Origin of the sequence: Escherichia sp. E4930 (assembly GCF_005845405.1) — a bacterium.
Lineage (GTDB): Bacteria > Pseudomonadota > Gammaproteobacteria > Enterobacterales > Enterobacteriaceae > Escherichia.
The window spans coordinates 151,201-170,941 of sequence record NZ_VCDZ01000003.1 but is presented as its reverse complement, the minus strand read 5'-3'; the positions used below and the strand labels follow the sequence as shown (position 1 = coordinate 170,941).

Annotated in this window: 18 protein-coding genes; 4 read left to right on the top strand and 14 right to left on the bottom strand. The window is 51.8% G+C overall.

What is annotated here, in order from left to right:
• Positions 1–23: 23 nt before the first annotated feature.
• From lolE to lolC, 3 genes are read right to left on the bottom strand one after another with little or no spacing between them, the layout of a single operon-like run.
• Positions 24–1,268 carry a lipoprotein-releasing ABC transporter permease subunit LolE gene (gene lolE, locus FFT88_RS04025; protein WP_135404199.1) on the bottom strand — a complete coding sequence of 415 codons (1,245 nt, stop codon included), beginning with the start codon at positions 1,266–1,268 and terminating at the stop codon, positions 24–26.
• On the bottom strand, positions 1,268–1,969 hold the full coding sequence (lolD, locus tag FFT88_RS04020) for a lipoprotein-releasing ABC transporter ATP-binding protein LolD (RefSeq protein WP_001033695.1): 702 nt from the start codon (positions 1,967–1,969) through the stop codon (positions 1,268–1,270). The genes lolE and lolD overlap by 1 nt, the downstream gene beginning before the upstream one ends.
• On the bottom strand, positions 1,962–3,161 hold the full coding sequence (gene lolC, locus FFT88_RS04015; protein ID WP_135404198.1) for a lipoprotein-releasing ABC transporter permease subunit LolC: 1,200 nt from the start codon (positions 3,159–3,161) through the stop codon (positions 1,962–1,964). Before lolC ends, lolD begins: the two co-directional genes overlap by 8 nt.
• A 261-nt stretch (positions 3,162–3,422) precedes the next feature.
• On the opposite strand from lolC, the gene FFT88_RS04010 reads away from it, so the two are divergent.
• From FFT88_RS04010 to ldtC, 3 genes are all read left to right on the top strand, one after another.
• Positions 3,423–4,493 (top strand): acyltransferase family protein, encoded by a 1,071-nt coding sequence (locus tag FFT88_RS04010; protein WP_135404197.1) that lies wholly within the window; start codon positions 3,423–3,425, stop codon positions 4,491–4,493.
• A 127-nt stretch (positions 4,494–4,620) separates the two neighbouring features.
• The gene (mfd, locus tag FFT88_RS04005) at positions 4,621–8,067 is read left to right on the top strand and encodes a transcription-repair coupling factor (protein ID WP_135404196.1); all 3,447 of its coding nucleotides are present in this window, start codon (positions 4,621–4,623) and stop codon (positions 8,065–8,067) included.
• Positions 8,068–8,211: 144 nt separating this feature from the next.
• Positions 8,212–9,174, top strand: a complete 963-nt coding sequence (ldtC, locus tag FFT88_RS04000; protein ID WP_167851601.1) for a L,D-transpeptidase LdtC — start codon at positions 8,212–8,214, stop codon at positions 9,172–9,174.
• Between the two features lie 81 nt (positions 9,175–9,255).
• Here ldtC and bhsA read toward each other — a convergent pair whose 3' ends face one another.
• Positions 9,256–9,513 (bottom strand): multiple stress resistance protein BhsA, encoded by a 258-nt coding sequence (gene bhsA, locus FFT88_RS03995; protein WP_000800147.1) that lies wholly within the window; start codon positions 9,511–9,513, stop codon positions 9,256–9,258.
• 240 nt (positions 9,514–9,753) lie between these two features.
• On the opposite strand from bhsA, the gene comR reads away from it, so the two are divergent.
• Positions 9,754–10,386 carry a TetR family copper-responsive transcriptional repressor ComR gene (comR, locus tag FFT88_RS03990; RefSeq protein WP_135404195.1) on the top strand — a complete coding sequence of 211 codons (633 nt, stop codon included), beginning with the start codon at positions 9,754–9,756 and terminating at the stop codon, positions 10,384–10,386.
• Positions 10,387–10,448: 62 nt separating this feature from the next.
• Here the strand turns inward: comR and FFT88_RS03985 are convergent, their stop codons facing one another.
• From FFT88_RS03985 to FFT88_RS03940, 10 genes are all read right to left on the bottom strand, one after another.
• On the bottom strand, positions 10,449–10,988 hold the full coding sequence (locus FFT88_RS03985; RefSeq protein WP_064528599.1) for a glycine zipper 2TM domain-containing protein: 540 nt from the start codon (positions 10,986–10,988) through the stop codon (positions 10,449–10,451).
• 226 nt (positions 10,989–11,214) lie between these two features.
• Positions 11,215–12,519, bottom strand: a complete 1,305-nt coding sequence (ndh, locus tag FFT88_RS03980; protein ID WP_064528597.1) for an NADH-quinone dehydrogenase — start codon at positions 12,517–12,519, stop codon at positions 11,215–11,217.
• 397 nt (positions 12,520–12,916) lie between these two features.
• On the bottom strand, positions 12,917–13,459 hold the full coding sequence (gene ycfP / locus FFT88_RS03975; protein WP_075331716.1) for an alpha/beta hydrolase YcfP: 543 nt from the start codon (positions 13,457–13,459) through the stop codon (positions 12,917–12,919).
• Positions 13,460–13,481: 22 nt separating this feature from the next.
• Positions 13,482–14,507 carry a beta-N-acetylhexosaminidase gene (gene nagZ, locus FFT88_RS03970; protein WP_130222875.1) on the bottom strand — a complete coding sequence of 342 codons (1,026 nt, stop codon included), beginning with the start codon at positions 14,505–14,507 and terminating at the stop codon, positions 13,482–13,484.
• Positions 14,508–14,517: 10 nt separating this feature from the next.
• Positions 14,518–15,342: a thiamine kinase gene (gene thiK, locus FFT88_RS03965; protein ID WP_135404194.1), complete on the bottom strand. Its 825-nt coding sequence runs from the start codon at positions 15,340–15,342 to the stop codon at positions 14,518–14,520.
• Positions 15,323–15,964 (bottom strand): penicillin-binding protein activator LpoB, encoded by a 642-nt coding sequence (lpoB, locus tag FFT88_RS03960; protein WP_135404193.1) that lies wholly within the window; start codon positions 15,962–15,964, stop codon positions 15,323–15,325. The genes thiK and lpoB overlap by 20 nt, the downstream gene beginning before the upstream one ends.
• A gap of 13 nt (positions 15,965–15,977) precedes the next feature.
• Entirely contained in the window at positions 15,978–16,355 is a 378-nt protein-coding gene (locus FFT88_RS03955; RefSeq protein WP_130205557.1) for a YcfL family protein, read from the bottom strand.
• A 2-nt stretch (positions 16,356–16,357) separates the two neighbouring features.
• Positions 16,358–16,717, bottom strand: coding sequence for a purine nucleoside phosphoramidase (gene hinT, locus FFT88_RS03950; RefSeq protein ID WP_054445830.1), 360 nt, complete (start codon positions 16,715–16,717; stop codon positions 16,358–16,360).
• Between the two features lie 498 nt (positions 16,718–17,215).
• Positions 17,216–18,649 carry a PTS glucose transporter subunit IIBC gene (gene ptsG / locus FFT88_RS03945; protein WP_000475698.1) on the bottom strand — a complete coding sequence of 478 codons (1,434 nt, stop codon included), beginning with the start codon at positions 18,647–18,649 and terminating at the stop codon, positions 17,216–17,218.
• A 294-nt stretch (positions 18,650–18,943) separates the two neighbouring features.
• Entirely contained in the window at positions 18,944–19,741 is a 798-nt protein-coding gene (locus FFT88_RS03940; RefSeq protein WP_130205555.1) for a metal-dependent hydrolase, read from the bottom strand.

Below are 19,741 nucleotides of genomic sequence, written 5' to 3'. Positions count from 1 at the left end.
CTCCTTGTTTTAATGTACTGCCTTTACTGGCCGCTAAGGACTCGCGCAGGGTCAATATTACTGGCGCGTCGCGCCGGATACCAACTTGCCAAAAGACTCAGCAACAATGCTGTGACCAGTACGTAGAAGACGTCCAGCCAGTGCAATTCCGATGGCAGGAAGTCAATAAAATAGATATCGCTGGAGAGGAACTGATGACCGATCAGCTTTTCAATCCACTCAATAATCGGGGTAAGTTGCAGTGAAACCACTACGCCGATAATCACCCCACACAGGCTGCCGAACAGCCCTGCCAGCAATCCATACCAGACAAAGATGGCGCGAATTAAACCATCTTTCGCCCCCAGTGTTCTTAATACTGCGATATCGCCACTCTTGTCTTTCACCGCCATCACCAGCGTGGAGACGATGTTAAAACAGGCCACGCCAATCACCAGTACCATCGCCAGATACATAATGGCGCGGATCATCTGGATATCGCGATACATATAGCCGTAAGTACCAATCCAGCTCTTGATATAAACGTAGCTGTTGGTTACTTCACCCGCGTCACGTACCAGTTTGTTAGCGTTAAAAACATCCGTCATTTTAAGGGCAATGCCTGACACACTGGAACCCATATCAAGATATTGTTGGGCATCCGCCAGCGGGATCATGGCAAAACTGTGATCGAGTTGGCCACTCAACTGCAAAATACCCGCAACGTGCAAACGCACACGTTTCGGCTGCATCAGCTTATGCTCGGGATTCGAGTTTGGGATCATGATCGACACCCAATCCCCCGGCTTCACTTTCAGCGCATCCGCCACCCCTTTGCCGATGATAATCTGCTGTTCGCCCGCTTTAAAATTGTTCCAGGCATCGCCCTGGACAAATGATGGCAGCGCGCTCAGACGCTGTTCCTGTTGCGGATCAACGCCTTTAACCTGTAAAGCGCGCAGATTCGCGCCGCTCTCCACCAGCCCGGTGAAATTGATATACGGCGCAGCGGCGGCAATACCCGGCACTTTCTGCACGTTATCCAGTGCTTCCTGCCAGTTAGTCCACGGCTGATCTACCGCCTCAATTTCACCATGCGGCACCACCGCCAGAATACGGTTGTTCAGTTCGCGTTCAAAGCCGTTCATCGCGCTTAAGCCGACGATCAATACCGCCACGCCAAGGGCAATGCCAATGGTAGAAATGACGGAGATCAGCGACACCATGCCGCCACGCCGCCGTCCGCGACTAAAACGCAGGCCAATTAATAACGATAAAGGCATCGCCATTACTCCGCCCCCATCAGGCTTAGTTCCGCCGTCAGACGACCATCACGCATCTCCAGTTGGCGGCTCATACGTTTCGCCAGTTGCAGGTCGTGAGTGACCACCAGGAAAGCGGTGCCCTGCAAGCGATTCAACTCCCCAAGCAACTGGAAGATGCTGTCTGCGTTACGCGCGTCAAGGTTACCGGTAGGTTCATCCGCCAATACCAGACGCGGGTTATTGACCAGCGCACGGGCAATCGCCACACGCTGGCGTTCACCGCCAGAAAGTTCTGACGGGCGGTGATTCGCACGATGCTCCAGCCCCACCGCTTTTAACATTTCCAACGCGCGGCTGTTGATTTCAGCGGGCTTTTTCTTGCCAATCAGCAGCGGCATAGCCACGTTTTCCAGGGCAGTAAAATCCGGCAGCAGGTGGTGAAACTGATAAATAAAACCCAGCTTCTGGTTGCGCAGCTCTGCTTTCGCCGCCGAAGACAGTTTGCTCATCGGCTGACCGTTAAAAATCACATCGCCGGAAGTTGGCGTATCCAACCCGCCTAACAGGTGCAGCAAGGTACTTTTACCAGAACCAGAGCTACCGACAATCGCCATCATTTCACCTTCGCCCACGCTGAAACTGACATTGTGCAGCACATCGGTTTGCACACTGCCTTCCTGATAGCGTTTGCACAGGTTGTCGCATTGCAACAGGATCTTATTCATAACGTAAAGCCTCAGCGGGTTGAGTGGCGGCAGCGCGCCAGGAAGGGTAAAGCGTAGACAACAGCGCGATAGCCATCGCCACCAGCGCAATAACAATGACCTGTAAAGGTTCGATAGCCACCGGCAGCGCCGCGCCATCAAGCAGGACGCCGATTATCGGCATCAGATTATTCAACTGGCTGGCAAGCAGTGCGCCAAGCGCTGCTCCGAGGATTGCACCGATAATCCCGGCGCTGGCCCCTTGCACCATAAAGACCATCATGATTTGTCGCGGAGTTAAGCCTTGCGTTTGCAGGATCGCTACTTCGCCCTGCTTCTCCATCACCATTAGCCCCAGCGAGGTAATAATGTTAAACGCCGCAACGGCGACAATCAGGCTCAGCAGCAAGCCCATCATATTTTTTTCCATGCGTACGGCCTGGAAAAGCTCGCCTTTACGGTCACGCCAGTCCTGCCATTTGCTGCCTTCAGGCAGTTTTTGCTGGCTTAATGAGTCGACTTTCAGCGGCTCATCCAGCCACAAACGCCAGCCGGTAATATTGCCTGCCGGATAGCGCATAAGACGCGAAGCATCCTCAATATTCACCAGCATTTCATAGCCATCGACTTCACTGTTGGCGGCGAAAGTGCCAATCACATTGAACAGGCGCTGGCTTGGAATACGCCCCATTGGCGTGAACTGGCTGGCAGATGGCACCATCACGCGGATTTGATCACCGCGATTGACGCCCAACTGTGAGGCCAGCTGTTCACCGAGGATGACATTATATTTCCCCGGCTCGAGGTCAGTTTGTTTCACATTGACCAGATACGGCGTTAGTGGATCTTTTTGCGCCGGGTCGATACCCAGCATCACCCCGACCGCCACGCTGCGCGCGCTTTGCAGTACCACATCACCGGTAGTAATAGGTGCGACGAGATTAACGCCGTCCAGTTTGACTGCCGTTTCCGGGAGTTGCTGCGGGTTAAGAGAGCCATGCTCAGAAGAGAGAATTGCCTGTGGCATCAGGCCAAGGATGTTGTTTTGCAGCTCGCGCTCAAAGCCGTTCATCACTGACAATACTGTGACCAGCGCCATCACCCCGAGGGTAATGCCGATGGTAGAAAGCCAGGAGACGAAACGACCGAAGCGATCCGCTGCACGCCCACGCATGTAACGCAGGCCAATAAATAGAGCGACAGGTTGGTACATGAAATCCGTCTGGTTGCTGTTAGCAAAGACACGAGTATATAAGCGAAAGCGGGATGGGTAAACGTCTGAACTGTAAGTGATCGTCAGGGCTAATCTGAAAAGTGCCAGCAAATCAATCGGCTAAAGGGCCTCATTTTATCATCGTCCTTGTGGCCTGATCTTTATCTGAAAAATAACCAAATACAGACAGATACGCATTACACCACGAGACTGGCCCCGCAGGATCAACAGCATGTTAAATAAAAAGAGCGTGTTGTCCTGATGAAACAAAAAGAGCTATGGATTAACCAGATCAAAGGGTTATGTATTTGTCTGGTGGTGATTTATCACTCGGTCATTACCTTTTATCCGCATCTGACCACTTTCCAGCATCCGTTATCGGAAGTCCTGAGCAAATGCTGGATCTATTTCAATCTTTACCTTGCCCCCTTTCGTATGCCGGTTTTTTTCTTTATTTCCGGCTATTTGATTCGCCGCTATATCGACAGCGTACCCTGGGGAAATTGTCTCGATAAACGCATCTGGAACATCTTCTGGGTGCTGGCGCTTTGGGGCGTGGTGCAGTGGCTGGCGTTAAGTGCACTGAACCAGTGGCTGGCGCCTGAGCGCGATTTAAGCAATGCCTCCAATGCTGCTTATGCCGATTCCACTGGCGAGTTCCTGCACGGGATGCTCACCGCCAGCACCAGCTTGTGGTATCTGTATGCGTTAATTGTCTATTTCGTGATATGTAAAATTTTTAACCGCCTGGCACTGCCGTTATTCATTCTGTTTGTGCTGATGAGTGTGGCGGTTAATTTCGTTCCCACGCCGTGGTGGGGAATGAACAGTGTGATCCGCAATTTGCCTTATTACAGCCTTGGTGCATGGTTTGGCGCAACATTAATGACCTGTGTTAAAGAGGTGCCGTTGCGCCGCCATCTGCTGATGGCTTCTTTGCTGGCTGTTCTGGCGGTTGCTGCCTGGTTGTTTAATATCTCGCTGCTGTTGTCGCTGGTATCGATTGTGGTGATCATGAAACTGTTTTATCAGTACGAGCAGCGTTTCGGTATGCGTTCCTCCAGCCTGCTGAATGTGATTGGTTCTAACACCATTGCCATCTACACCACCCATCGCATTCTGGTAGAGATATTCAGCTTAAGTCTGATTCCGCAAATGAATGCAGCCCGCTGGTCGCCGCAATTCGAACTGACGCTTCTGCTGGTTTATCCCTTTGTCAGTTTGTTGATTTGTACTGTTGCTGGATTACTGGTGCGAAAATTTTCACAACGCGCATTCAGCGACCTGTTGTTCTCCCCGCCTTCTCTGCCTGCCACCAGTTACTCTCGTTAAGCCATCGCCCCAGCCGGGGCGATTCAATTTGCTAAACCATGTCGATTACGGATAATGAACAGCATTGCTTATCAGAGATATGCCCCCATATGTTGGGGCATATCCTAACGAGACTCTGACAACCGTTATGCCTGAACAATATCGTTATACGCTGCCCGTCAAAGCGGGTGAGCAGCGTCTGCTGGGCGAGTTAACTGGCGCTGCCTGCGCGACGCTGGTGGCGGAAATTGCCGAACGTCACGCCGGTCCGGTGGTACTCATTGCACCAGATATGCAAAATGCTCTGCGTTTGCATGATGAAATCAGCCAGTTCACCGATCAGATGGTGATGAATCTGGCGGACTGGGAAACCCTCCCTTACGACAGTTTTTCGCCTCATCAGGACATTATCTCCTCGCGCCTTTCCACCCTTTACCAGCTACCGACGATGCAGCGTGGCGTACTGATTGTTCCGGTGAATACGCTTATGCAGCGCGTTTGCCCGCACAGTTTTCTCCACGGTCATGCACTGGTAATGAAAAAAGGTCAGCGCCTGTCACGAGATGCATTGCGAACCCAACTGGACAGCGCCGGTTATCGCCATGTTGACCAGGTAATGGAGCACGGCGAATACGCCACGCGCGGCGCGTTGTTGGATCTCTTCCCGATGGGCAGCGAACTGCCTTATCGTCTTGATTTCTTTGATGATGAAATCGACAGCCTGCGGGTGTTTGACGTCGACAGCCAGCGCACGCTGGAGGAAGTAGAAGCGATCAACCTGCTGCCCGCACACGAATTCCCGACCGATAAAGCGGCGATTGAACTGTTCCGCAGCCAGTGGCGCGATACCTTCGAAGTGAAGCGCGATCCGGAACATATTTACCAGCAAGTGAGTAAAGGCACATTGCCTGCCGGGATCGAGTACTGGCAGCCACTGTTCTTCAGCGAACCGCTGCCGCCGCTGTTCAGTTATTTCCCTGCCAATACGCTGCTGGTGAATACTGGCGATCTGGAAAACAGTGCCGAACGTTTCCAGGCTGACACGCTGGCGCGTTTTGAGAATCGCGGCGTCGATCCGATGCGCCCACTTTTGCCACCACAATCGCTCTGGCTGCGGGTGGACGAGCTCTTCTCAGAGCTGAAAAACTGGCCCCGGGTGCAGCTAAAAACTGAACATTTACCGACAAAAGCAGCGAATGCCAATTTAGGCTTCGAGAAGCTGCCAGACCTGGCCGTTCAGGCGCAACAAAAAGCGCCGCTGGATGCGCTGCGTAAGTTCCTCGAGTCTTTCGATGGTCCGGTGGTGTTCTCGGTAGAAAGTGAAGGTCGCCGTGAAGCGCTGGGTGAACTGCTCGCGCGAATTAAAATTGCCCCGCAACGCATTATGCGTCTTGATGAAGCCAGCGACCGTGGGCGTTATTTGATGATTGGCGCTGCCGAACATGGTTTTGTCGATACGGTGCGTAATCTGGCGCTGATCTGCGAAAGCGATCTGCTCGGTGAACGTGTTGCCCGCCGTCGCCAGGATTCTCGCCGCACCATCAACCCCGATACACTGATCCGTAACCTCGCGGAGCTGCACATTGGTCAGCCGGTGGTCCATCTGGAGCACGGCGTCGGGCGCTATGCAGGAATGACCACGCTGGAAGCAGGTGGCATTACTGGCGAGTATTTGATGCTCACCTATGCCAACGACGCCAAACTGTATGTTCCGGTGTCGTCACTGCATCTGATTAGCCGTTACGCAGGTGGCGCGGAAGAAAACGCCCCGTTGCATAAACTTGGCGGCGATGCGTGGTCACGCGCGCGGCAGAAAGCGGCGGAAAAAGTGCGTGATGTGGCGGCGGAATTGCTGGATATCTACGCGCAACGCGCCGCCAAAGAGGGCTTCGCGTTTAAACACGATCGCGAGCAGTATCAGTTGTTCTGCGACAGCTTCCCGTTTGAAACCACGCAGGATCAGGCGCAGGCCATTAATGCGGTGCTTAGCGACATGTGTCAGCCGCTGGCAATGGATCGTCTGGTGTGCGGCGATGTTGGCTTTGGGAAAACAGAAGTGGCGATGCGCGCCGCTTTCCTGGCAGTAGATAACCACAAGCAGGTAGCGGTGCTGGTGCCTACCACCCTTCTCGCGCAACAGCATTACGACAACTTCCGCGACCGTTTCGCCAACTGGCCGGTACGTATCGAAATGATCTCCCGTTTCCGCAGCGCTAAAGAGCAGACGCAAATCCTTGCGGAAGTAGCGGAAGGGAAAATCGATATTCTGATCGGTACGCACAAACTGCTGCAAAATGACGTCAAGTTTAAAGATTTAGGCCTGCTGATTGTCGATGAAGAACACCGCTTCGGGGTGCGTCATAAAGAGCGCATTAAAGCGATGCGTGCGAACGTGGATATTCTGACGCTTACCGCTACGCCGATCCCACGTACGCTGAATATGGCGATGAGCGGAATGCGTGACCTGTCGATTATCGCCACGCCGCCCGCCCGTCGTCTGGCGGTCAAAACGTTTGTCCGCGAGTATGACAGTCTGGTGGTCCGGGAGGCGATACTGCGTGAAGTTCTGCGCGGCGGTCAGGTTTATTATCTCTACAACGATGTGGAAAACATCCAGAAAGCCGCCGAACGGCTGGCGGAACTGGTGCCAGAAGCGCGGATTGCTATCGGTCACGGGCAGATGCGCGAGCGCGAGCTGGAACGGGTGATGAATGATTTCCATCATCAACGTTTCAACGTGCTGGTTTGTACCACCATTATCGAAACCGGAATCGACATCCCGACTGCCAACACCATTATCATTGAACGCGCGGATCACTTCGGTCTGGCGCAGCTGCACCAGTTGCGCGGTCGCGTCGGACGTTCGCATCATCAGGCATATGCATGGCTGCTGACGCCGCATCCGAAAGCGATGACTACCGATGCGCAAAAACGTCTTGAAGCGATTGCCTCGCTGGAAGATCTCGGGGCAGGCTTTGCGCTGGCAACGCACGATCTGGAGATCCGCGGCGCGGGTGAATTGCTTGGCGAAGAACAGAGCGGCTCGATGGAAACCATCGGTTTCTCGCTGTATATGGAGTTGCTGGAAAACGCCGTCGATGCACTGAAAGCCGGACGCGAGCCGTCGCTGGAAGATCTCACCAGCCAGCAAACAGAAGTCGAGCTGCGGATGCCGTCGCTATTGCCAGATGATTTCATCCCTGACGTGAACACGCGTCTGTCGTTCTACAAACGTATTGCCAGCGCCAAAACGGAAAACGAACTGGAAGAGATCAAAGTCGAGCTTATCGATCGCTTCGGCCTGCTGCCGGATCCGGCGCGTACCCTGCTGGATATTGCCCGTCTGCGCCAGCAAGCGCAGAAACTGGGGATCAGGAAGCTGGAAGGTAATGAGAAAGGCGGCGTGATCGAATTTGCCGAGAAAAATCACGTTAATCCAGCCTGGTTGATTGGTTTGCTGCAAAAACAGCCGCAGCATTATCGCCTTGATGGCCCGACGCGCCTGAAGTTTATTCAGGATTTGAGCGAGCGGAAAACGCGTATCGAATGGGTTCGACAGTTTATGCGTGAACTGGAAGAGAACGCGATCGCTTAATGGTGAGATCGGGGGCGTTTCTGCGCCCCCATCTGCAACATTTACAAATTCTTTGCACTTCCCTGCACTATCCGACACTGTCACCATCCATAATTCAGGCTTATCTTTTTATTACAATAACCTTATATTTATTATGGATTTTTGGTGATGATCAAAACGCGTTTTTCTCGCTGGCTAACGTTTTTTACGTTCGCCGCAGCCGTGGCGCTGACGCTACCGGCAAAAGCCAACACCTGGCCGCTGCCGCCAGCGGGCAGTCGCCTGGTTGGCGAAAACAAATTTCATGTAGTGGAAAATGACGGTGGGTCGCTGGAAGCGATCGCCAAAAAATATAACGTCGGCTTTCTCGCTCTGTTACAGGCTAACCCCGGCGTTGATCCTTACGTGCCACGCGCGGGTAGCGTGTTAACGATCCCATTGCAAACTCTACTACCAGACGCGCCGCGCGAAGGCATTGTGATCAACATTGCGGAGCTGCGTCTCTATTACTACCCACCGGGTAAAAATTCAGTGACCGTGTATCCCATCGGCATTGGTCAGTTGGGGGGTGACACGCTGACACCGACAATGGTGACCACCGTTTCAGACAAACGTGCAAACCCAACCTGGACGCCAACGGCAAACATCCGCGCCCGTTATAAAGCACAGAGAATTGAGTTGCCTGCGGTAGTGCCGGCTGGACCGGATAACCCAATGGGCCATCATGCGATTCGTCTGGCGGCCTATGGCGGCGTTTATTTGCTTCATGGTACGAACGCCGATTTCGGCATTGGCATGCGGGTAAGTTCTGGCTGTATTCGTCTGCGGGATGACGATATCAAAACACTCTTTAGCCAGGTCACCCCAGGCACCAAAGTGAATATCATCAACACGCCGATTAAAGTCTCTGCCGAACCAAACGGTGCGCGTCTGGTTGAAGTGCATCAGCCGCTATCAGAGAAGATTGATGATGATCCGCAGCTATTGCCGATAACGCTGAATAGTGCAATGCAATCATTTAAAGATGCAGCGCAAACTGACGCTGAAGTGATGCAGCATGTGATGGATGTCCGTTCCGGGATGCCGGTAGATGTGCGCCGCCATCAACTGAGCCCACAATCGCTGTAACTCCCGGATAAAAAAATCCCCGCGGCACAGTATGTCGCGGGGAAAAAAGCAGCAATAGCGGGCATTAATGAGGGTTAATGCTTATTTATAAATGACTGCCGTTCCGTGGAGGGTATTCGGACCGGTTACTGAAGTAATACGGAAAGATTTTGCGCCCATCTCATCCGCTTTTTGTGCCAGCTGTTCTTCCAGCGATCCCAGATTTGTCCCCGCGTTAGCACTAATTGTACCCACTTTTTGTTGGCCTTCTGGTGTCGCCTGAACTTCGACAGCAGCAAAGCTGGCAAATGACATGGAACTTAAAATCGCCGCAGCGATGAGGGTTTTTACGTTTTTCATAATAGTGGCCTTATGCAGGTGAATGGCGTCGCAAGAAATTACTTAACGATCGATAACTAAATGATAGATGTGATCTGGATCACATACAAGAGGTTTTTTATAACAACCATTAATTAAATTAAAAAACTTTAAATTTCAGTTAAATAGAGAGTTTTTATTTTTCTATTTTCTGGACTGGTGAAGGGAGGTGATTATTTTTATAATAACCATTCATTCACAGCCACCAGGTACAATGGCATCATGGCAACAGACTCAACACATTGTGTAAAAAAAAGCCGTGGCCGCCCAAAAGTGTTCGACAGGGAAGCCGCGCTTGATAAGGCCATGAAATTGTTCTGGCAGCACGGTTATGAAGCGACTTCCCTTGCGGACCTCGTTGAAGCGACCGGAGCCAAAGCGCCAACGCTCTACGCGGAATTTACCAACAAAGAGGGGTTATTTCGCGCCGTACTCGACCGTTATATCGATCGCTTTGCCGCTAAGCATGAAGCGCAGTTGTTTTGTGAAGAAAAAAGCGTGGAGTCTGCACTGGCGGACTATTTCGCTGCCGTCGCCAGCTGCTTTACCAGCAAAGACACCCCCGCGGGTTGCTTTATGATTAACAACTGCACCACGCTTTCAGCGGATTCGGGCGATATTGCTCATACGGTGAAATCACGTCACGCAATGCAAGAACGCACCTTGCAGCAGTTTTTAAGTCAACGCCAGGCACGCGGGGAAATTCCCGCCCACTGTGACGTAACGCATCTTGCGGAATTTCTTAATTGTATTATTCAGGGGATGTCGATAAGCGCCCGTGAAGGCGCATCGCTGGAAAAACTGATGCTGGTTGCCCGGACAACGCTGCGTTTATGGCCTGAACTGGTGAAGTAAGACGCAAAAAAAAGCCCCTCAGCCTGAGCGAATGAGGGGCTAAATTGCAGAGTACAGCCTTGTTATACTTTGTTATTCAGAACCAGTTGCCCATTGTTATCTAATGGGATTTGCGTACCCGGATCGCTGTTCATCCGAATTTTGCCCTGCTGATCGCCAATCTTATAGGTCACATCATAACCGAGCATTTTTTCTGACTTGTCATACACCGTTTTACAACGCTGCTGCGTGGTAGTGTAAGTATCGCTTTCCTGGAGAGAGCCCTGGATCTGGTTACCGGCATATCCACCGCCCAGCGCCCCCACAACAGTGGCGACATCTTTACCGCGACCACCGCCAAACTGATGCCCTATCACCCCGCCAGCGACGGCCCCAAGGACCGAACCAGCAATGCGGTTTTCATCCTGCACCGGTCGGCGATGGGTCACCGTGACATTGCGACACTCCTGACGCGGTGTTTTAACCGTTTCCTTGATTGGGGTTGCAGAGACAACCTGAGCGTATTGCGGGCCACGTTCAAACACGTTCAGACTGGCCACTGCCGCTACGCCAAGCGCAGCCGCTACACCAATCCCGATACCCGCCAACATTGATTTATTCACGGGAACACCTCCTTCTTTGCAGTTATGACAATCATGCAAGCGAAGGGGAAAAGCAGCTATCAGACAGAAGATGAAAAGCGTGGGAATAGCTGGAAATACTTAAGGATTCGGAGGAGTCTGAAGGAATGCCTGATGCGACGCTTAACGCGTCTTATCAGGCCTACCGCTCGTACCATTTGTCCAGGGCGGATGAGGCGTTTACGCCACATCCGCCAGTGTACGCCGATTAATGCAACTTCAAACGCGGACGGATAACGCGGTTGATACTGCCCACCAGCATCATTAATCCGGTTTTAAAGTAGCCATGCAGCGCAATCTGATGCATTCGGTATAGCGAGATGTACACAAAGCGCGCAATTCGTCCTTCAATCATCATTGAACCGCGCGTCAGGTTACCCATCAGGCTACCGACGGTGGAGAAGTTGGACAGCGATACCAGCGAACCGTGATCCTTATACTGATAATTTTTCAGCGGTTTACCGTTCATCTGCGCCAGAATGTTGTTCATTGCGCAGGTCGCCATCTGATGTGCGGCCTGAGCGCGCGGCGGTACAAAGCCCCCTTCCGGACGCGGGCATGACGCACAGTCGCCAATAGCGTAAATGTCTGGATCGCGCGTGGTTTGCAGCGTCGGTTCCACCACCAGTTGGTTGATACGGTTGGTTTCAAGACCACCAATATCTTTCAGGAAATCTGGTGCTTTTATCCCGGCAGCCCACACCATCAGATCGGCCTGAATATATTCACCATCTTTAGTGTGCAAACCGCCTTCATCGGCACTGGTAACCATAGTTTGCGTCAGCACGCGAACGCCCAGTTTCGTTAACTCATTGTGAGCCGCAGCAGAGATACGCGGCGGTAACGCTGGCAAAATTCGCTCTCCCGCTTCCACCAGAGTAACGTTCAGGGCTTCGTTGGTCAGCCCTTTGTAACCGTAACTGTGCAGTTGTTTCACGGCATTGTGCAATTCGGCAGAGAGCTCTACGCCGGTCGCGCCGCCGCCAACAATCGCAATATTCACTTTGCCATTGGCACCCAGGTTAGCAGAAAACTTCAGGAACAGATTCAGCATCTCCTGATGGAAACGACGTGCCTGATGCGGGTTATCAAGGAAAATGCAGTTCTCTTTTACGCCCGGCGTGTTGAAATCGTTAGAGGTGCTACCCAGCGCCATCACCAGCGTGTCGTAAGCAATTTTCCGCTCTGGAACTAACAATTCACCTTTTTCGTCGCGCAGTTCAGCAATGGTGATTGTTTTCGCTTCACGATCGATATCAACCACAGACCCCAGCTGAAACTGGAAACCATGATTACGCGCATGGGCCAGATAGCTCAGCGCATCAACGCCTTCATCGAGCGATCCGGTCGCCACTTCGTGCAGCAACGGTTTCCACAGGTGACTGTGGTTACGATCGACCAATGTAATTTTGGCTTTTTTCTTGCGCCCCAGCTTATCTCCAAGCTGTGTTGCCATTTCCAGCCCACCAGCACCGCCGCCGACAATCACAATTTTTTTCAATGGCGTAGTCAACGTGACCCCCTTAAATTTATTAACCAATTGTTAACTAATGGTTATTAACATAGCTCTTAATTAACAACAGGTTACAGCAATGAAAATGTTCTTCGCTATTGAGAATAACATGAATGGTGCATTGGTCATACCAAAATTGATGTTAATCAAGTTTTGTTGCTGAAAAGATAGGCGACTTTACCTGTTGAGATCAAAAAACAGAGTTTATTGTTTATTATTCGAGCTAATTCAGGAGAGTGATGCGTATATGGAGGGCGTTTGGTAGGCCTGATAAGACGCGAACGGCGTCGCATCAGGCACATTGCCAGTGTCGGATGCGGCGTGAACGCCTTATCCGACCTACAGAATCCGGGGCCGCATCAGGTACCGACAAGGTTACCTGATGCGACGATGCCAATTAACCGAGGGTTTTGAATGCTTTAATGCGCTGCAAATGCGGAGAGATATTTTTGAATTTGTGCGTCTGCTCTTCGTCCCAGACAATCTCGTAATAATGATGCAGCTCTTCAGATGTCCGCTGACTGTTAAGCGCTTCATCGTGACGCGACAAAATCACCAGGCAACGATCGCGATTCTTCTCACGGAAGTTGGTCACACACTTGGTGGCAATATCGGCATACTCTTCCGGGCGATCAATCTTCCCTTCCATGTTCTCATAAGGGAACAAATTGGGATTGAAGATCACCTGGCGAATATCACAGAGAAAACCAATCCGCTCTGCCCAATAACCGCCCAGACCAACACCACAAATGAGCGGGCGCTCGTCGACGTTCAGTTGCAGCATTTTGTCCACTTCTTTGAGCAAATGCTGCATATCATGTTTCGGATGCCGCGTACTGTAGCTTATTAGCCGTACATCCGGGTCAATAAACTGCAATTGTAAGACTTTCTCGTGGTTACCCGGACTGTTAGAGTCAAAACCGTGCAAATAGATAATCATCGCTTCCTCACATAAGCCAGGGTTAGTGACCTGCCTTCTCTTCCTGCCAGCGTTCATGTAACTGATTCAGACGGGCGCTGATCTCTTTCCAGCGAGCCGAGTCCATCAGTTCCTGTCGCGAAAATGAACCTTTATGATACAAACGTGTAACACGTTCTGCCTTGATCGGTGACAGATTATCTAACACGCTGACGGCCCCTTTACGATTATTGCAGACCAGGATCATATCGCAACCTGCATCCAGTGATGCCTGTCCACGCTCGGCATAACTGCCCATAATCGCGGCACCTTCCATCGATAAATCGTCAGAGAAAATCACGCCGTCAAACCCCAGCTCCTGACGTAAAACAGTTTTCAGCCAGTGGGGAGAACCGCTCGCCGGACGCGGATCAACATCGCTGTAGATCACATGCGCGGGCATAATGGCATCGAGTTTATTTTCGCGAATTAACGTACTGAAAACCGACATATCTTTGGCACGAATTTCCGCTTGCGGGCGTGGGTCGCACGGCGTCTCTTTGTGTGAATCTGCAGTTACAGCACCGTGGCCAGGAAAATGTTTACCGGTGGTTTTCATTCCGGCTTCATGCATCCCATCAATAAACCGACTGGCGATTGCGAGGGCTTTTTCTGGGTCGGCATGATAAGAACGTTCACCAATCGCCGCGCTGATATGTCCTACGTCCAGCACTGGTGCAAAGCTGATATCAATATCCATAGCGATCATTTCGCTGGCCATCAGCCAACCTGCCTCTTGCGCCAGTTTGCCCCCCTCTTCCATTCCTAAAAGCGCAGCGAATGATTGTGCTGCCGGTAAGCGGGTAAAACCGTCACGAAAACGCTGTACACGTCCACCTTCCTGATCCACCGCCACCACCAGGTGATTGCGTGAAGCTGCGCGGATCTGGCGTACCAGTTCGCGCAACTGTGCTGGATCATGATAGTTACGTGTAAAGAGAATCAGCCCTCCCACCAGCGGATGCGCAAGTATTTCGCGCTCTTCCGCGTCCAGTTCATAACCTTCAACATCCAACATTACTGGACCCACACTGCTCTCCTTATTGTTTTATTGATAGCTGCCGCCAGGTGTCATTGGCCAGCCTGATAAATTGTTGATCGCTGGTTTGTTGCCAGCGGTACTCAAACCACCCTGCTTTCAGCATCAGTAACCAGGGAAACCAGCGCCTGACCTGATGCCACAAATGCGCCGGATTAATATTCGCCCGCACGGCATAGTCATTAACTAGTTGCCGGTGCTGCTCACTATTTTCCACCCACACCGCCGCCAGTTCCAGAGCGATATCACCATCACCGGCATACTCCCAGTCGATGAGCTTTAGCCCTGACGAGGTATAGACTAAGTTCCCTGCATGAACATCCATATGCAACGGGCTTAAACGTAATGGCTGTGGTTCCCGTATTTTGCGCAGTCGTTTTAATAGTCGCAGCCAACCCGCTGTCCGCCGCGCCGGATCGCTTCGCTGCCAGTACCGTTCCAGTAACGGCAGCAGGGTTATTCGCCAGCCAAAACGCGGTTGTTGATGCAGATAATACAGCAAGCCTGCCAGTTCGTCGGTATCCGGCAATTGCGTTTTTACCTCGCCGGGCAAGTAGTCGACCACCATCCAGCCACGGAGATAGAGATGTGGCTTTGGTGCAAGGTATGCCGGTAATCGTGATAACGCCCGGTACTGGCGCAGAAACACGGACTGCGGCGCATCAGGATCGTGAGTCTGACGCACAACAAAACGCTGATCCTGATGTTCAATGAGAAAACTCCCGCCGCTAAGTCCACTGTTAAACGTCGCGACGGGGTGATACTGCGGGAAATAGCGCGACAATAACTCGTCGCGCGTGATGGGATTATTGTTGCTGAACGGCACCTTTACCTGACCAGATAATTTCGCCCGTCTGCACCAGCATCAACTGCATTTGCAGGGTCGGAGCGTTAACGTTGCCAGAGGCGCTGGAGTACAGCACGTAATGAGCCCCCACGTTGCGAGCAATACCAATGGCTTTACTACGGGTGCCTAAGCTATCCTGCGGCGACAAACCTAACTGCTGCTTGGCCATCGAAAGCTGCTGGGCGGAAACGAGGGTAAATTTACCGTTATTAGCCAGTGCATTGCGCAGCGTTTCTGTCGCTTCCCCGGTATTCAAAGAACCATTGGTGCGGTTATTGACGCTATCAACCAGCAAGACGCTGCCTGCGGTCACGCCATCGGCCCCAAGCATCTTACCGACCATCGGCTGCATTGCGCCATTCCAGTCATAATGACGAATATGCGGCGCAGGCGGTGCGGTTTGGTCTTCGTGCTCAATTGGCCCTGGCTGCTCCGGGATCGTCGGCACTGATGGCACTGTGGGTACTGGCTGTTGCGGCTCAGCCGGTTGCTCCGGCGCAGGTTTTACTTCTTCTACCGGTGCGGGTTCACGTGGCCCCACACACCCGGCAAGAAATATCGCCAGCGCGGTGATTAAAGCGTAGCGACTCATTTTTGTCATCAAGATTCACCCCTTACAAATAAAGATAAAGTCTGACTTTGTGCGCTCCAAGAAAATTGGCGCTGCCGTACAGAGTCACCGCTGAACGTGCGGGAATGGTGACGCTGCGCGGCGTTTCCAGAGGGTGCATCTCAAGCCCCCTGGCGTCATACCAGTAAAAACGATAATGAACGGTAACGGGTTCTTGCCTTTCGTTATAAAGCGTCGAGGATGCTGAAGGCTGAATATCAGACGTTGAAAGAACGGGCTTTTCTGCGCTAATGCCCGCTGCCAGCAAAGATGACTCCATCACCAGTGACTGTTCATCATTCACCGGGATTTCCGGATGTGAACGACAACCGACCAGCAATAGCAACGCCAGAGACGCCAGTCCAAAGCACCCTTTTCTCATCGTTACAGGCCTTTATGCGCCAGCATTGGTCCCAACGGACGGCCACCCAGCAGGTGCATATGAATGTGATAGACCTCTTGTCCGCCATGACGGTTGGTATTCATGATCAAACGATAGCCGTCTTCGGCAATGCCTTCTTGCTCGGCGATTTTTGCCGCTACGGTGATCATACGCCCCAGCGCCTGCTCATGCTCGGCAGACACATCGTTCACGGTAGGGATAAGGATATTTGGAATGATCAGAATATGCGTTGGCGCTTGCGGCGAAATATCGCGAAACGCCGTTACCAGCTCATCCTGGTAGACGATATCGGAGGGGATCTCACGACGAATAATTTTGCTGAAAATAGTTTCTTCTGCCACGACATTTTCCTTTTTCAAATTGCCATGCGTTGCGCCATGCTACGCCGCGCTACACTGCGAGTATAGAGTATGGTCGAGTTAAACCTGCTCTTTCAACCTTAAGCCACGATTTATAAGCAAAAAATCGTTTTACTGCCGTATACATCGCCATTATTCCCATTTTTGCCTATGAATGGGCCGAAAACACCTTTTCTCTTTGGTTTAGATAATAACAGGGATATCGGCTACCAGGCCCTTCCTGCTACCACCAGCATTGCTTTGACAGTTTCCTTCCACTGCCGGGCAAAATTGCTATTCGCAGGTGGAGCTGTTCGCCTGTTATCAGATACCCCAAAACGTCTCATTGCCGGAAATAATCTGCTCGACAAAACCTACGATATCGACGTGAAAGGAACTATCGTCCCGGGCGCAACACGCAATTTAATGATGACCGGTCTGATTAGCGGCTGTAAAAAAGGCAGCCATTCGGCTGCCTTAGTCTCCCCAACGTCTTACGGATTAGTTGTTGCGGATGTACTCATCCATTTCGGTTTTCAGGTTATCGGATTTCGTACCGAAAATCGCCTGAACACCGGAACCAGCAACCACTACGCCCGCTGCGCCCAGTTTCTTCAGGCCAGCCTGATCCACTTTGGACACATCAGCGACGCTAACACGCAGACGGGTAATACATGCGTCAAGGTTAGTGATGTTTTCTTTACCACCAAATGCAGCAACCAGAGCCGGTGCCATTTCGCTGGTGCCGGTAGCTTTCGCATCTTCAGTTGCGTCTTCACGGCCCGGGGTTTTCAGATCCAGAGCTTTAATCAGCACGCGGAAGATGGTGTAGTAAACGATCGCATAACCGATACCGACAATCGGGAACAGCCACAGCTTGCTGCTGTTACCAGACAGAACGATGAAGTCGATCAGACCGTGCGAGAACGATGTACCATCGCGCATACCCAGCAGGATACAGATCGGGAATGCCAGACCTGCCAGAATCGCGTGGATGATGTACAGGATCGGCGCAACGAACATGAAGGAGAACTCGATTGGCTCGGTAATACCGGTCAGGAACGAGGTCAACGCCGCGGAAATCATGATACCGCCCACTTTAGCGCGGTTTTCTGGTTTAGCAGAGTGCCAGATAGCAATCGCGGCAGCCGGCAGACCGTACATTTTGAACAGGAAGCCGCCAGACAGTTTACCCGCGGTCGGGTCACCCGCCATATAACGCGGAATGTCACCGTGGAATACCTGACCTGCGGCGTTTGTGTATTCACCAATCTGCATCTGGAAAGGTACGTTCCAGATGTGGTGCAGACCAAACGGTACCAAGCAGCGTTCGATGAAGCCGTAAATGCCAAACGCAACTACCGGGTTCTGGTAAGCAGCCCACTGGGAGAAGGTCTGAATGGCGGAACCAATTGGCGGCCAAATAAAGGACAGCACAACGCCAGTAAAGATGGCAGCCAGGCCAGAAATGATCGGCACAAAGCGTTTACCGGCAAAGAAGCCAAGATACTCAGGCAGCTTAATACGGTAGAAACGGTTAAACATGTACGCTGCGATCGCACCGGAGATGATCCCCCCGAGTACGCCCGTATCCGCCAGGTGTTTAGCGGCAATTTCTTCAGCAGGTAAATGCAGTACCAGCGGCGCAACCACGGCCATGGTTTTTACCATGATGCCATAGGCAACAACTGCGGCCAGCGCGGATACGCCATCGTTATTGGTAAAGCCGAGGGCGACACCAATTGCAAAAATCAGTGGCATGTTTGCAAAAACGGAACCGCCCGCTTCTGCCATAACATGCGATACAACGGCGGGCAGCCAGCTGAAATTCGCGGAACCGACGCCAAGCAGAATACCTGCGATAGGCAGTACGGATACCGGCAGCATCAGCGATTTACCGACCTTTTGCAGGTTAGCAAATGCATTCTTAAACATAATTGAGAGTGCTCCTGAGTATGGGTGCTTTTAACGTTCTCACGCGTGGCAAGGGGGGGAGAACCTTGCCGTGTACAGGGCGTCTAAGCGCCCTTTATTTATTACACAGAGTAAAATAATTCATTACCGATTTGTTTGACGGCTATCACGTTTCAACTTCGGAGCTTTAGCGAAGTTGCACGTATTGACAAAATAAATGCCATAATGCATCAAACATGGTTATTCACCGCCCAATTTGCGGCGGTGAACTTTACTCGTTTTAGTAATTAATTACGAGCCTTAAAATAAATTCATTTAACGGATGGATTGAAGGCGGGAAGCGTCGATGTGAAACAGACGGGCGAAGTTATCGGTGGTTACCTGCGCCAGCTCTTCAACGGCAACACCTTTCAACACAGCCATGTATTCAGCAACATCACGAACCATTGCAGGTTGATTCTCTTTTCCTCGATGCGGCACAGGTGCCAGATAAGGCGCGTCAGTTTCGACCAGTAACCGGTCGAGCGGCACATAACGCGCGGCATCACGTAGTTGTTCTGCATTACGGAAGGTCACAATGCCGGAGAAGGAGATGTAAAATCCAAGATCCAGTAATTTGCCTGCCGTTTCTCTGTCCTCTGTAAAACAGTGTAGTACGCCACCGCAATCCGTCACCTTTTCTTCGCGCAGAATTGCCAGCGTATCGGCACGGGCGTCACGCGTATGGACAATAACCGGCTTGTTCAGTTCACGACCAATCTGGATATGGTGGATGAAAGACTCTTGCTGACGCACTTTAGTTTCCGGCGTGTAATAATAATCCAGCCCGGTTTCCCCAAGGGCAACAACGCCCTCTTCCGCAGCCAGGCGGCGTAAATCTTCCACATCATAGGGATCGTTCTGGTTGAGCGGATGCACGCCGCAAGAAAATACGACATTGTCACGTTCGCCTACCAGATCCCGCATATGCAGATAACCCGGTAATGTCGTGGCAACCGCCAGACAAAATTTCACATCGCGCGCAGCGGCTTTCGCCAGAACGTCATCCACGTCCTTATGCAAAGATTCATAATCCAGACCATCGAGATGGCAGTGTGAGTCGACTAAAAACAT